Below are 14716 nucleotides of genomic sequence, written 5' to 3' on the forward strand. Positions count from 1 at the left end.
TTATTCCCTTTTAAATCAAACAGTTAGCAAAACACCATCGCTGCTGCGGTCGTGCATTTTGCAATCTGCGCGGTAAACCTGCATGCAAGATGCAAGTCCGCAAAAGGTTCCCGCCCCCATGAAAAAAGGGCCCCTAAGGGCCCTTTCTCTATTGCGTGACGGTCGCTTAGACGCCCGAGGCCTTGGCCGCAGCGACGTCTTTGATCGACAGCTTGATACGGCCGCGGTTGTCCACGTCCAGTACCAGCACTTCGACTTCCTGGCCTTCTTTCAGGATGTCGGTGACTTTCTCGACGCGAGCATCGCTCAGCATGGAGATGTGCACCAGGCCGTCCTTGCCAGGCAGGATGTTGACGAAGGCGCCGAAATCGACAATGCGCTCGACCTTGCCGACGTAGATCTTGCCGATCTCGGCCTCGGCGGTGATGCCCAGGATGCGCTGCTTGGCAGCATCTGCCGCTTCCTTGGTTTCGCCGAAGATCTTGATCGAGCCGTCGTCTTCGATGTCGATCGAAGCCTTGGTCTCTTCGCAGATGGCGCGAATGGTGGCGCCGCCTTTACCGATGACGTCACGGATCTTGTCGGTGTCGATCTTCATCGCGATCATGGTCGGGGCGTTGGCCGACAGTTCGGTACGCGACTGGCCAATGACCTGGTTCATCTGGCCGAGGATGTTCAGGCGCGCTTCCAGGGCTTGGCCCAGGGCGATTTCCATGATCTCTTCGGTGATGCCGTTGATCTTGATGTCCATCTGCAGCGCGGTGACGCCTTTGGCGGTACCGGCTACCTTGAAGTCCATGTCGCCCAGGTGGTCTTCGTCACCCAGGATGTCAGTCAGGACTGCGAACTTGTCGCCTTCCTTGACCAGGCCCATGGCGATACCGGCAACTGGCGCCTTCATCGGCACACCGGCGTCCATCAGGGCCAGGGAAGCACCACAGACCGAAGCCATGGAGCTGGAACCGTTGGATTCGGTGATTTCCGAAACCACACGGATGGTGTACGGGAACACGTCAGCAGCAGGCAGCATGGCCTGAACCGAACGGCGGGCCAGACGGCCGTGGCCGATTTCGCGACGGCCAGCGCCGCCCATGCGGCCACACTCACCTACCGAGAACGGTGGGAAGTTGTAGTGCAGCATGAAGGGGTCTTTCTTCTCGCCTTCGAGGGTGTCCAGCAGCTGGGCATCACGGGCAGTACCCAGGGTCGCAACGACCAGGGCCTGGGTTTCGCCACGGGTGAACAGTGCCGAACCGTGAGTTTTCGGCAGCACACCCACTTCGATGTTCAGCGGGCGTACAGTCTTGGTGTCGCGGCCGTCGATACGTGGCTTGCCGTTGACGATGTTTTCGCGAACGGTGCGGTATTCGATTTCGCCGAAGATGTCTTTTACTTCGGAAGCCGAAGGCTGGCCTTCTTCACCGGAGAACTTGGCAACCGCCTGGTCACGCAGCTCACCCAGACGCGCATAGCGGTCGGCTTTGACGGTGATGGTGTAACCCTGCGAAACCGCTTCGCCGAACTCGGCGCGGATAGCATTGAACAGCTCGGTGTTGGCAACGGCAGGTTTCCAGTCCCAAGTCGGCTTGCCAGCTTCGGCAGCCAGCTCTTTGACAGCCTGGATAACAGCCTGGAATTCGTCGTGGGCGAACAGTACGGCACCCAGCATCTGGTCTTCGGTCAGCTCTTGAGCTTCCGATTCAACCATCAGTACGGCGTCGGAGGTACCGGCAACGACCATGTCCAGGCTCGAGGCAGCCAGTTGCTCGTAGGTCGGGTTCAGCAGGTAGCCAGTGCTTTCGTGGAAGGCAACGCGGGCAGCGCCGATCGGGCCTTCGAACGGAATGCCGGAAATGGCCAGGGCAGCCGAGGTACCGATCATCGCGGCGATGTCCGGGTCGGTCTTCTTGCTGGTGGAAACCACGGTGCAGACGACCTGCACTTCGTTCATGAAGCCTTCCGGGAACAGCGGACGGATCGGACGGTCGATCAGGCGCGAGGTCAGCGTCTCTTTCTCGGAAGGACGGCCTTCACGCTTGAAGAAGCCACCTGGGATCTTGCCAGCGGCGTAGGTCTTTTCCTGGTAGTGAACCGACAGCGGGAAGAAACCCTTGCCTGGATCAGCCTGTTTGGCGCCTACCACAGTCACCAGCACGGTGACGTCGTTGTCGACGGTAACCAGCACGGCGCCGGTTGCCTGACGGGCAATACGGCCCGTTTCGAGAGTGACGGTCGATTGACCGAACTGGAAAGTCTTGATTACCGGGTTCACGGTTTCCTACCTTTTTCAGTGGCTCTTGGGGGAACTGGTTTCTTGCGAATTCTTGGGCAGAACGGGGAATCGGCCCCATTGACCGTCCAGATACAACACGAGGCTGGGAGCCTGGCACCAAGCGGAAAAACCGCTCAGCATTGCCAGGCTGCCAACCTCGGAGATACGCGTGAAGTGCCCAACGGCAGCGCTGCAAAACAGCCCTGCCGAAGCCTGCGACACCCCACGCACACCACTGACCAGGCCGCTATTAGCGACGCAGGCCCAGGCGACCGATCAGGGCGCTGTAACGAGTGGTGTCTTTGCCCTTCAGGTAATCCAGCAGCTTACGACGCTGGTTGACCATACGGATCAGACCACGACGGGAGTGGTGGTCTTTATCGTTGGCCTTGAAGTGGCCTTGCAGCTTGTTGATGTTGGCGGTCAGCAGAGCAACCTGCACTTCCGGGCTACCGGTATCGCCGGCGGCTTGCTGGTATTCGGCAACGATCTGAGCTTTTTCTTCAACGCTGAGGGCCATTTGGCTTCTCCTGATAACGGATCCCGCAAGCGGGGTCCAATAGGCCAGGGACAAATCCCTGTATTAATAAAAAAGGTGTGACCGTGCCTACTGACAGCCACCCTTGATGCCGTGGGGCTCGGCAACTGCCTGACCCCGCGGTTTCGGTCATTCCGACCGAATCAGCCGACGCGGCGCAATGCGCCCGTCTTCGCTCACTTCACCGATACCGATGAAGCGTGCGTTGTGATCCTGTACCCGCACCATGCCAAATTGTGGCGCGTCCGGCGCGCGTACCGCCTGGCCATGCAGCCAGTAGAACGCACTGTGTTCCGACAGGCTGACCAACGGCCAGTCCTGCAGCCCGCTGTCCGATGGCATCAGGAAGCGGTCGAGCGCTTCGTTACCACCTTCGGCATGGGCCTGTTCGAGTTCCTCGAGGGTGACCGTCTGTGCCAGCGCAAAGGGCCCTGCCTGGGTCCTGCGCAGCTCGGCGACATAGGCGCCGCAACCAAGGGCTTCACCGATATCCTCCACCAGCGTGCGGATATAGGTGCCTTTGCTGCATCCTACGCTCAGCCGTGCACGGGTGCCTTCGCACTCGAGCAACTCCAAGCGGTTAATAGTAACAGAACGCGCCTCGCGCTCCACTACCTCTCCTGCACGTGCCAGTTTGTAAAGCGGCTGGCCGTCACGCTTGAGCGCCGAGTACATAGGCGGTATCTGGCTGATCGGGCCGCGAAAACGGGGCAGCAGCGCTTCGATGTCGGCGCGACCAACGGTCACGTCGCGGGTCTGCAGCACCTCACCCTCGGCATCGCCGGTGTTGGTAGTCTGCCCCATCTGCATGACGGTTTCGTAGCCCTTGTCGGAATCCAGCAAGTACTGCGAAAACTTGGTCGCTTCACCGAAGCACAGCGGCAACACGCCGGTCGCCAGCGGGTCGAGGCTACCGGTATGGCCGGCCTTTTCCGCGTTCAGCAGCCAACGCACTTTCTGCAAGGCGGCATTGGACGTGAAGCCCAGCGGCTTGTCGAGCAGGATGATGCCGCTGACATTGCGGCGGATACGTTTGACCTGGGCCACCGCTTACTCCTTGGTGTCCGACTCGTCGGCATCCTTGTGCAGGCGGTCTTCGGCCACTGCACGCTCGATCAGCGCCGACAGGTGCACACCACGGCTGACACTTTCATCGAAATGGAAGTGCAGCTGCGGCACGCTGCGCAGTTGCATCGAACGCCCCAGGTGCAGACGCAGGAAGCTGGCGGCGCTATTCAATGCCTTGAGCGATTGCTGCACGGCATCCGGGGTTTCCTCGCCCATGACGGTGATGAACACCTTGGCATGGCCCAGGTCACGGCTCACGTCCACGGCGGTGATAGTCACCAGACCGACACGCGGGTCCTTGACTTCGCGACGGATCAGCTCGGCCAGCTCGCGCTGCATCTGATCGCCAATACGTTGGGTACGGCTATATTCTTTGGCCATTCTTGCTACCTGTAACTTAAAGCGGCAAACGCCCGGACAGACGAATGCCTGACCGGGCGCTACCTGAAGAGGTACCGCAAGCCGCCCTGTAGCAGGCGCTTGCGGCTCGCTCGCCCTTAAAGGGTACGAGCCACCTGGACTTTCTCGAAGACTTCGATCTTGTCGCCGACCTTGACGTCGTTGTAGCTCTTGACGCCAATACCGCACTCCATGCCCGAACGGACTTCGGAAGCATCGTCCTTGAAGCGACGCAGCGATTCCAGCTCGCCTTCGAAGATCACAACGTCATCACGCAGTACGCGAATCGGACGGTTGCGGTACACGGTACCCTCGATGACCATACAGCCAGCGATGGCGCCGAACTTCGGCGAACGGAACACGTCACGTACTTCGGCGACACCCAGGATGTTCTCGCGAACATCGCTGCCGAGCATGCCGGTCAGGGCCTTCTTGACGTCTTCGATGATGTCGTAGATCACGTTGTAATAACGCATATCCAGACCTTCCTGCTCGACGATCTTGCGCGCACCGGCATCGGCACGCACGTTGAAGCCGAACAGTACTGCATTCGAAGCCAGCGCCAGGTTGGCATCGCTCTCGGTGATACCACCGACGCCACCACCAATCACGCGCACTTGCACTTCGTCGTTGCCCAGGCCGCCGAGCGAACCCTGCAGCGCTTCCAGAGAACCACGCACATCGGTCTTGAGAACGATGTTGAGGGTTTTCTTCTCTTCCTGACCCATGGTCTCGAAGATGTTTTCCAGCTTGCCGGCGTGAGCACGGGCCAGCTTGACCTCGCGATACTTGCCTTGACGGAACAGGGCAACTTCACGGGCTTTCTTCTCGTCGGCAACCACGGACAGCTCGTCACCGGCTTCCGGAGTACCGTCCAGGCCGAGGATTTCGACCGGGATCGACGGGCCAGCTTCCTTCACAGGCTTGCCGTTCTCGTCGAGCATGGCACGTACGCGGCCATAGTTGGAGCCGCACAGGACCATGTCGCCCTGACGCAGGGTACCGTCCTGAACCAGGATGGTCGCCACCGGGCCACGACCCTTGTCCAGGCGCGATTCGACAACCACACCACGACCTGGCGCGGTTGGGGTAGCGGTCAGTTCGAGGATCTCGGCCTGCAGCAGAACGGCTTCGAGCAGCTCGTCGACACCGGTACCCATCTTCGCCGAAACCTTGACGAACGGCGTGTCACCACCCCAGTCCTCGGAGGTAACGCCTTCGACGGACAGCTCGTTACGGATGCGATCGAGGTCAGCACCTGGCTTGTCGATCTTGTTCACTGCAACGACCAGCGGAACACCGGCTGCCTTGGCATGCTGAACGGCTTCGCGGGTTTGCGGCATCACGCCGTCGTCCGCCGCCACCACCAGGATGACAATGTCGGTCGCCTTGGCACCACGGGCACGCATCTGGGTGAACGCAGCGTGACCAGGGGTATCGAGGAAGGTGACCATGCCGCGGTCGGTTTCCACGTGGTAGGCACCGATGTGCTGGGTGATACCACCGGCTTCGCCAGCGGCAACCTTGGCACGACGGATGTAGTCGAGCAGCGAGGTCTTACCATGGTCAACGTGACCCATGACGGTAACCACCGGCGCACGCGACTCGGTCTGGCCTTCGAACTTCAGCGATTCGGCCAGGGAGTCTTCCAGGGCGGTGTCGCTGACCAGCGTGACCTTGTGGCCCAGCTCTTCTGCGATCAGCTGAGCGGTTTCCTGGTCGAGCACCTGGTTGATGGTGACCGGGGTCCCCATCTTGAACATGAACTTGACCACTTCAGCGCCCTTGACGGACATCTGGTTGGCCAGCTCGGAGACGGTGATGGTCTCGCCGATGGTCACGTCACGGATGACGGGGCCGGTCGGGTTCTGGAAGCCGTGCTGATTACGCTTTTTCAGCTTGCTCTTGCCACCACGGCCACGACGAGCGCCATCGCTCTCTTCGTCGGTAGTGCGCGGAGCAGCACGCGGAGTCGGCGCCTTTTCCTTCTCCTTGACCTTGACCTTGATCGACACACGAGGCGCTTCGCCACGACGACGGTCGTCATCACGGGTACGGCTTTCGTTGCGACGGGTCTCGTCTTTCTTGCGCTCGGCAGCACGGGCTGCGGCGTCTTCAGAGGCCGGGGCGTCTGCGACTACCGGGGCCGGAGCAGCGACCGGAGCAGCGGCAGGAGCCGGCTCTGGCTTGGCAGCAGGCGCAGGGGCGGCGGCGGTGGAGCCGGCCGCCTGACGGCGAGCCTGCTCTTCGTTGCGCTGGCGAACTTCGGCCTCGACCTTGTCGCGAGCGGCATTTTCAGCCGCGCGGCGCTCTTCCAGCTCACGCTTCTGCTCAGCCTGGATTTCTTCAGGGCTGCGCTGAACGAAAACTTTCTTCTTGCGTACTTCTACGCTGATGCTCTTGCTACCGGCGACACGCAGGGTGCTGGTGGTTTTGCGCTGCAAGGTAATCTTGCGCGGCTCTTCCGCCTTGCTCTTGTGGCTGCTTTTCAAATGAGTCAGCAAGGTCTGCTTCTCATTGTCGGTCACTACCTGACCGGCGTCGGTGTGCGGCAGACCTGCCTCACGCATCTGCTGCAGCAGGCGCTCTACCGGTGCCTCGACCTCTTGGGCCAGTTCTTTCACCGTGACTTGCGTCATGCACTTCTCTCCTCAGGCCGCGCCTAATTACTCGAACCAGTGGGCTCGGGCGGCCATGATCAACTTGCCGGCACGCTCTTCGTCGATGCCGTCGATGTCGAGCAGATCGTCGATCGACTGCTCGGCCAGGTCTTCGCGGTTAACCACGCCGCGCACCGCCAGTTCAGCCGCCAGGTCTTTGTCCATGCCCTCAAGGGAGAGCAGGTCTTCGGCCGGGTGGGCGTCTGCCAGTTTTTCTTCGGTAGCGATGGCCTTGGTCAACAAACGGTCCTTGGCTCGAGCGCGGAGCTCATTGACGATATCTTCGTCAAAGCCATCGATGTTGAGCATTTCTTCCAACGGTACGTAGGCAATTTCTTCAAGGCTGGTGAAGCCTTCGTCGACCAGCACTTGGGCCAGCTCCTCGTCGACTTCCAGTTCCTCGATGAAATTGCGCAGGATGTCACCGGTTTCGGCCTGTTGCTTGGCCTGGATGTCCTTCTCGGTCATCACGTTCAGGGTCCAGCCGGTCAACTGACTGGCCAGGCGAACGTTCTGACCGCCACGGCCAATGGCCTGGGCCAGGTTGTCCTCGGCGACGGCGATGTCCATGGCATGGGCATCTTCATCAACGATGATCGCCGCGACTTCAGCCGGCGACATGGCGTTGATGACGAACTGCGCCGGGTTATCGTCCCACAGGACGATATCCACACGCTCACCACCCAGCTCCCCGGATACGGCCTGGACGCGCGAACCACGCATGCCGATGCAGGCACCTTGCGGGTCGATACGCTTGTCCTTGGAGCGGACGGCGATCTTGGCTCGCGAACCCGGATCACGGGAAGCAGCCATGACTTCGATGAGGCCCTCGGCAATTTCCGGCACTTCAATGCGGAAAAGCTCGATCAGCATCTGCGGCGCGGTGCGCGACAGGATCAGCTGTGGGCCACGGTTTTCGGTGCGAATTTCCTTGAGCAGCGCACGCAGGCGCACACCAACACGGAAGGTTTCGCGCGGAATGATGTCTTCGCGAGCCAGCAAGGCCTCGGCGTTGTTGCCCAGGTCAACGATGACGTTGTCGCGGGTAACCTTTTTTACGGTACCGGAGATGATCTCGCCAACGCGCTCACGGTAGGCATCGACCACCTGGGCACGCTCGGCCTCACGGACCTTCTGCACGATGACCTGCTTGGCGGTCTGGGCGGCAATACGACCGAACTCGATGGACTCGATCTTCTCTTCGATCACGTCACCGACCTTGGCTTCAGGGTGGGTGTCCTTGATCTTGTCCAGCCAGGTCTCGATCGCCGGATCATCAAGATCGGCTTCGTCGACCACGGTCCAGCGACGGAAAGTCTCGTAGCTACCGGTGTGGCGGTTGATTTCCACACGTAGGTCGACTTCGTCTTCAAAACGTTTTTTGGTTGCAGTGGCCAGGGCCACTTCCAGCGCTTCGAAAATGACGCCGGGCGGTACACCTTTTTCGTTGGATACCGATTCAACAACCAGCAGTACTTCTTTGCTCATCGTACGCCTCGCCTTGCGCAAGCCATTGGGCCCGGATAGTCCGCCGGGCCCGGCACGTCTCAGTCAAAACTGGGAATAATATTGGCCTTGTCGATCGAGTCGATCGGTAACAGGAACTCCTGGTTGTCCACCTGGACCACCACATCCTGCTCCTCCACACCGCGGAGAAGGCCCTGGAAGTTACGACGACCCTCGAAGGGTGAGCGCAGCTTGATCTTCACTTGTTCGCCGGCATGCGAGGCAAACTGTTCCAGCGTGAACAGTGGGCGATCCATGCCTGGAGAAGACACCTCGAGGGTGTACTCACTGCTGATTGGATCTTCCACATCGAGGATTGCGCTGGCCTGACGGCTGACTGCTTCGCAGTCGTCCACCAGAATACCGCCTTCCTTGTCGATGTAGATGCGCAGTACCGAATGCTTACCCTGGGAAACGTATTCGATCCCCCAGCACTGATAGCCCAGACCCTCGACAACCGGGGCCAACAAGGCCTGCAACTGTTCTAGCTTGCTCGACACCTGAACCCCCTCGTGCATGCTGTGCAAATAAAAAATGGGCGAAGCGCCCATCCCTGAAAGCGCCGTAGGACAACGACGCCGAAACTGTTCGGTTAGCAAAAAGCCCCTGAAAAGGGGCTCCGCTGAAGCTGGTTGCGGGGGCTGGATTTGAACCAACGACCTTCGGGTTATGAGCCCGACGAGCTACCAAGCTGCTCCACCCCGCGACAAAGCTGGGGCAAAAGTATAAGACCGAACCCTGTTGAGGGTCAAATCCAAACATTCACCTACAAGAAAGCCCGCTAAAGCGGGCTCTCAAGCTTTAATTGGTACCGAGAAGGGGACTCGAACCCCTACACCCTATGGGCACAACCACCTCAAGGTTGCGTGTCTACCAATTCCACCACCTCGGCAATACTACTACTTGAAACCCGTTACTTCTGCTCTTGAGCCGGAGGAGGTACATCACCCGTATTACTGGTGGTTTCGCTCTTCTGCTGCTGGAGCACCGGTACATCATCATTAACTGCCGGTTTTTGCGGCTCTTTCACTTCTAGCACTGCTGGATCTGGAAGACCTGCTTGGCTAAGCTGGTGAGCTTGTTGCTTCGCGAAGTATCCTAACCCAAGTGCTGTCAAAAAGAAAGTGGCAGCGAGTATAGCAGTTAATTTACTTAGGAACGTTGCAGAGCCTTGGCTCCCGAACACGGTATTTGAATCCCCCGCGCCGAAAGATGCACCTGCTTCAGCACCTTTACCCTGTTGCAACAGAACCAGCACTACAAGCGACAGCGCTGCCAACAGATGAAAAACAACGATGACTGTTTCCAGCATTTGTTCAGTTTCCTGCGGCGCGACAAATTGCACCGAATTCGTCTGCGTTCAGGGAAGCCCCACCAATGAGCCCCCCATCGATATCCGGCATGCCGAACAGTTCGGCCGCATTGGCCGCCTTCACGCTGCCGCCGTATAGCAACTGCACCTTCGCAGCCACTTCAGCATCTTCTGCCGCCAACTGGCCGCGGATGGCGGCGTGCACATCCTGGGCCTGCTGTGGCGTGGCCGTAAGGCCCGTACCGATGGCCCATACAGGCTCATAGGCAATTACTGCATCGGCAAAAGCCTTAACACCGAATGCTTCGATGATACTGCTTAGTTGACGCCCGACAACTTCGAGCGTTTTGCCAGCCTCGCGCTCCTCAAGGGTTTCCCCTATGCAAAGCACTGGCTTCAAGCCTTTGGCCTGGGCCGCTGCAAACTTGCGATTGAGCACTTCGTCGGTTTCACCAATAATCTGGCGACGCTCCGAGTGACCAATCAACACCAACTTGCAACCTGCTTCAACCAGCTGCTCCGGAGCAACTTCCCCGGTCAGCGCACCCTGTTCGGGTTGTACAGCAGAATTCTGTGCGCCGACAGTAATTTCTTTACCTGCCAGGCCATCAATCACCTGATTGATGAACAAGGCCGGTGGAAATACGGCGACTTCCACTCCGCTCGGCAAGGCGAGATTGCTCAAGCCTTTGGTCAGCTCAGCGACGCTAGCGCGGGTACCGTGCATTTTCCAGTTACCAGCTACCATAGGGCGACGCATGCTTTACCTCGTCGGTCAAAGTGGGCGCAGATCTTACCCAACCAGATCTGCGCTGGCAAGCGCCTTCAGACACAAACTTCGCTGACCAGTTTGGCCAGTGCTTCAGCATGGGCCCGCACCTGGCTTTCGTCTTCGCCCTCAACCATGACCCGCACCAGCGGCTCGGTACCGGACTTGCGCAACAGCACGCGACCACGCCCCGCCAGCGCATCGGTAACCTTTGCACTGGCTTCCTTGACGGCGGGGTGCTCCAGCGGGTCGACCTTGCTGGCGCCAAAGCGCACATTGATCAGCACCTGCGGACACTTGCGCAGGGCCTGACGGGCCTGGGCCAGGGTTTCACCCCGGCGCTTGAGCGCCATCAGCACCTGCAGCGCGGCAATGATCGCATCGCCGGTTGTGGTGTGGTTGCAGCACACGACGTGACCGGAGTTTTCACCGCCGACCAGCCATTCACGCTCCAACAGCTCGGCCATGACGTAACGGTCGCCGACCTTGGCTCGCACAAACGGGATGTCCAGGTCCTTGAGCGCCAGCTCCAGGCCCAGGTTACTCATCAGCGTGCCGACCACCCCACCTTGCAGCTTGCCATGCTCCTGCAGGTCGCGAGCAATGATGAACAGCAGCTCGTCACCGTCGACGATGGCGCCCGTGTGGTCGACCATCAGCACGCGATCGCCGTCACCGTCAAAGGCAATGCCGAGATCGGCATGCCCGACCAGTACAGCGGCCTGCAGCGATTCGATGTGTGTCGAGCCGCAACCTTCGTTGATGTTCAGGCCGTCCGGTTGCGCATGCAGCACGGTCACGTCGGCACCCAGCTCACGGAATACGCTGGGCGCAACCTTGTAGGTCGCACCATGGGCGCAGTCGACCACCAGCTTGAGGCCTTCGAAGCTGGTGCTGCTCGGCACGCTGCTCTTGCAGAATTCGATGTAGCGGCCGGCGGCATCGTTGATACGCGAAACCTTGCCCAGCTTGCCCGACTCGACAACGGTCATCGGTTGGTCGAGCAGCTCTTCGATCATCAGCTCGACCTCGTCCGGCAGCTTGGTGCCCTGGCCCGAGAAGAACTTGATGCCGTTGTCATCGTGCGGATTGTGCGAGGCACTGATGACGATGCCGGCTTCGGCGTGGAAGGTACGCGTGAGGTAAGCGATGGCCGGTGTCGGCATCGGCCCGAGCAGCATCACATCGGCACCTGCCGCGGACAGGCCGGCTTCGAGTGCGGACTCGAACATGTAGCCGGAGATACGCGTGTCCTTGCCCACCAGCACGCGGCAATGGCCTTGCTTGCGGAAGGCCATGCCGGCCGCCCAGCCAAGCTTCAGCATGAAGTCAGGCGTGATCGGGTATTCGCCGACGCGGCCACGAATGCCGTCGGTACCAAAGTATTTTCTGCTCATAGGGACTCCAATGTTCTTATTCGGCGTTTTGCACCGCAGCGATCATGCGTACCACATCAACGGTTTCGGCCACGTCATGTACCCGAAGGATGCTCGCCCCTTTGGTCATGGCCAACGCCGCCAGCGCAAGGCTGCCGTACAAGCGCTCGCCGACCGGACGTTCCAGCGTCAGGCCGATCATGCTCTTTCGTGAAACGCCCACCAGCAGTGGGCGCCCAAGGCGATAGAGCGCTTCCATGTGCTTGAACAGGCTCAGATTGTGCGCCAGTGTCTTGGCGAAACCGAAGCCCGGGTCAAGGATGATTCTGTCAGCGTCGATGCCCGCTGCGGCGCAGGCGGCCATCCGCTGTTCTAGATAACGGGTGACGTCGGCGGTCACGTCCTGGTAATGCGGATCGTCCTGCATGTTACCTGGCTCGCCACGCATGTGCATGAGGCACACCGGCAGACCGGTGTCCGCCGCAGCGTCCAGGGCACCATCGCGCTCCAGGGCCCGCACGTCGTTGATCAGCCCGGCACCCAGGCGGGCTGCTTCACGCATGACAGCAGGCGTGGAGGTATCGACCGAAATGACCACGTCGAGGCGACTGTTGATGGCCTCGACCATTGGCGCCACACGCTCCAGCTCCTCGGTCACCGACACTGCACGCGCACCCGGGCGCGTGGATTCGCCACCGATGTCGATCAGCGTTGCGCCAGCGGCCACCATCGCTTCGGCATGGCGCAGGGCCTCGTCGCGCTGACTGAAGCGACCGCCATCGGAGAAGGAATCGGGGGTGATATTGAGAATACCCATGACATGGGTATGTGACAAATCAAGAACCCGGCTGCCGCAAGGCAACCGGGTGGGGTACTGCACTGAGCTCATAGATGCCCTTAGTGTTCAGCCGCTGGGCCGCCGATTGGCGATTCCGGACGCTCATCCTGGGCCGCAGGCGTGCCCGAGTGCTTGTCATCGTCCCAATCACGCGGCTCACGTGGTGTGCGCCCAGCCATGATGTCGTCAATCTGATCGGCATCGATGGTCTCGTACTTCATCAGCGCTTCGGTCATCGCCTCGAGCTTGTCGCGGTTGTCGATCAGCAACTGTTTGGCAGTGGCGTAGCACTGATCGATGATGCTGCGCACCTCGGAGTCGATCAATTTGGCCGTCTCGCCGGACACGCTGGCATGCTGGCTACCGGCACTACGGCCGAGGAACACCTCGCCCTCTTCCTCTGCATACATCAGCGGGCCAAGCTTCTCGGACAGGCCCCATTTGGTCACCATGTTACGGGCGATCTGGCTGGCGCGCATGATGTCGTTGGACGCGCCAGTGGTCACGCCATCGAAGCCCAAGGTCATCTCTTCGGCGATACGGCCGCCATACAGCGAGCAGATCTGGCTGATCAGCGCACGCTTGGAGAGGCTGTAGCGGTCTTCTTCCGGCAGGAACATGGTCACACCCAAGGCACGACCACGCGGGATGATCGAAACCTTGTAGACCGGGTCGTGCTCAGGCACCAGGCGACCGACAATGGCGTGGCCAGCCTCGTGATAGGCCGTGTTTCTCTTTTCCTTCTCGGACATGACCATGGTCTTGCGCTCAGCGCCCATCATGATCTTGTCCTTGGCCAGCTCGAACTCTTTCATTTCGACCAGGCGCTTGTTGGAACGCGCGGCAAACAGCGAAGCCTCGTTGACCAGGTTGGCCAGGTCGGCGCCGGAGAAGCCTGGGGTACCGCGCGCGATGACCGCCGGGTTGACGTTCTCGCCAATCGGCACCTTGCGCATGTGCACCTTGAGGATCTGCTCGCGACCACGAATGTCCGGCAGGCCAACCACCACCTGGCGGTCGAAGCGGCCGGGGCGCAGCAGCGCAGGATCGAGCACATCCGGACGGTTGGTGGCAGCGATGACGATGATGCCATCGTTCATCTCGAAGCCGTCCATCTCCACCAGCAACTGGTTGAGGGTTTGTTCACGCTCATCGTGACCGCCGCCCATGCCAGCGCCACGATGGCGACCAACGGCGTCGATTTCGTCGATGAAGATGATGCACGGGGCGTGCTTCTTGGCCTGCTCGAACATGTCGCGCACACGGCTGGCACCGACACCCACGAACATTTCCACGAAGTCCGAACCGGAAATGGTGAAGAACGGTACTTTCGCCTCGCCCGCAATGGCCTTGGCCAGCAGGGTCTTACCGGTACCGGGTGGGCCAACCATCAGCACACCGCGCGGGATACGGCCACCCAGGCGCTGGAACTTGCCCGGATCGCGCAGGAACTCGACCAGCTCGCCAACCTCTTCCTTGGCCTCGTCGCAGCCCGCAACGTCAGCCAGCGTGGTCTTGACCTGGTCTTCGGACAGCAGGCGTGCCTTGCTCTTGCCAAAACTCATCGGCCCGCCCTTGCCGCCCGCGCCCCCTTGCATCTGGCGCATGAAGAACATGAACACGGCAATGATCACCAGGATCGGGAAGCTCGCCACCAGCAACTGCGTCCAGATGCTCTGTTGCTCAGGCTGCTTGCCTTCGACGACCACGTGGTTGTCGACCAGATCGCCGATCAGGCCATTGTCGGTGATGGCCGGGCGCACAGTCTTGAAGTTGTCGCCATCGGTGCGCTTGCCAGTAATGATGTAGCCATCGACGGTCACACGCTCGACCTTGCCATCCTTGACCTGCTGGATGAAGTCGGAGTAGTTGAGGGTCTGCGGCTCGTTAGGGCTGGAGAAGTTGTTCATCACTGTCACCAGGACAGCTGCGATGATCAACCACAGGATCAGATTCTTTGCCATGTCGTTCAATTAGC

At 60.2% G+C, this 14716-nt stretch carries 12 protein-coding genes and 2 tRNA genes; all 14 read right to left on the minus strand.

The window, feature by feature from the left end:
• Positions 1-166: 166 nt before the first annotated feature.
• The 14 genes from pnp to ftsH all read right to left on the minus strand — a co-directional run bounded on the left by pnp (position 167) and on the right by ftsH (position 14702).
• Entirely contained in the window at positions 167-2272 is a 2106-nt protein-coding gene (gene pnp / locus KW568_RS24990; protein WP_004575780.1) for a polyribonucleotide nucleotidyltransferase, read from the minus strand.
• A 250-nt stretch (positions 2273-2522) separates the two neighbouring features.
• Positions 2523-2792: a 30S ribosomal protein S15 gene (rpsO, locus tag KW568_RS24995; RefSeq protein WP_003249971.1), complete on the minus strand. Its 270-nt coding sequence runs from the start codon at positions 2790-2792 to the stop codon at positions 2523-2525.
• A gap of 147 nt (positions 2793-2939) precedes the next feature.
• Positions 2940-3857, minus strand: a complete 918-nt coding sequence (gene truB / locus KW568_RS25000) for a tRNA pseudouridine(55) synthase TruB (RefSeq protein WP_003249968.1) — start codon at positions 3855-3857, stop codon at positions 2940-2942.
• A 3-nt stretch (positions 3858-3860) separates the two neighbouring features.
• Positions 3861-4259 carry a 30S ribosome-binding factor RbfA gene (gene rbfA / locus KW568_RS25005; RefSeq protein WP_003249967.1) on the minus strand — a complete coding sequence of 133 codons (399 nt, stop codon included), beginning with the start codon at positions 4257-4259 and terminating at the stop codon, positions 3861-3863.
• 116 nt (positions 4260-4375) lie between these two features.
• A complete protein-coding gene (gene infB, locus KW568_RS25010) occupies positions 4376-6916 on the minus strand; it encodes a translation initiation factor IF-2 (RefSeq protein ID WP_004575779.1) in 2541 nt (846 codons plus the stop codon).
• A gap of 27 nt (positions 6917-6943) precedes the next feature.
• Positions 6944-8425, minus strand: coding sequence for a transcription termination factor NusA (gene nusA / locus KW568_RS25015; protein WP_003249963.1), 1482 nt, complete (start codon positions 8423-8425; stop codon positions 6944-6946).
• Positions 8426-8484: 59 nt separating this feature from the next.
• Complete coding sequence (gene rimP / locus KW568_RS25020; RefSeq protein ID WP_003249960.1) at positions 8485-8943, minus strand: ribosome maturation factor RimP; 459 nt, start codon at positions 8941-8943, stop codon at positions 8485-8487.
• 129 nt (positions 8944-9072) lie between these two features.
• Positions 9073-9149, minus strand: a tRNA-Met gene (locus KW568_RS25025).
• 100 nt (positions 9150-9249) lie between these two features.
• Positions 9250-9335 (minus strand) — tRNA-Leu (locus KW568_RS25030).
• A 21-nt stretch (positions 9336-9356) separates the two neighbouring features.
• Entirely contained in the window at positions 9357-9755 is a 399-nt protein-coding gene (gene secG, locus KW568_RS25035; protein WP_259537106.1) for a preprotein translocase subunit SecG, read from the minus strand.
• Positions 9756-9759: 4 nt separating this feature from the next.
• Positions 9760-10515 carry a triose-phosphate isomerase gene (gene tpiA / locus KW568_RS25040; protein ID WP_003249956.1) on the minus strand — a complete coding sequence of 252 codons (756 nt, stop codon included), beginning with the start codon at positions 10513-10515 and terminating at the stop codon, positions 9760-9762.
• Between the two features lie 65 nt (positions 10516-10580).
• Positions 10581-11921 (minus strand): phosphoglucosamine mutase, encoded by a 1341-nt coding sequence (gene glmM, locus KW568_RS25045; protein WP_003249955.1) that lies wholly within the window; start codon positions 11919-11921, stop codon positions 10581-10583.
• Positions 11922-11937: 16 nt separating this feature from the next.
• The gene (gene folP / locus KW568_RS25050; RefSeq protein WP_003249952.1) at positions 11938-12789 is read right to left on the minus strand and encodes a dihydropteroate synthase; all 852 of its coding nucleotides are present in this window, start codon (positions 12787-12789) and stop codon (positions 11938-11940) included.
• Positions 12790-12797: 8 nt separating this feature from the next.
• Positions 12798-14702 (minus strand): ATP-dependent zinc metalloprotease FtsH, encoded by a 1905-nt coding sequence (gene ftsH / locus KW568_RS25055; protein ID WP_003249950.1) that lies wholly within the window; start codon positions 14700-14702, stop codon positions 12798-12800.
• Between the last annotated feature and the right edge of the window lie 14 nt (positions 14703-14716).

It is taken from the genome of Pseudomonas sp. HD6515 (assembly GCF_024971855.1).
GTDB lineage: Bacteria > Pseudomonadota > Gammaproteobacteria > Pseudomonadales > Pseudomonadaceae > Aquipseudomonas > Aquipseudomonas alloputida.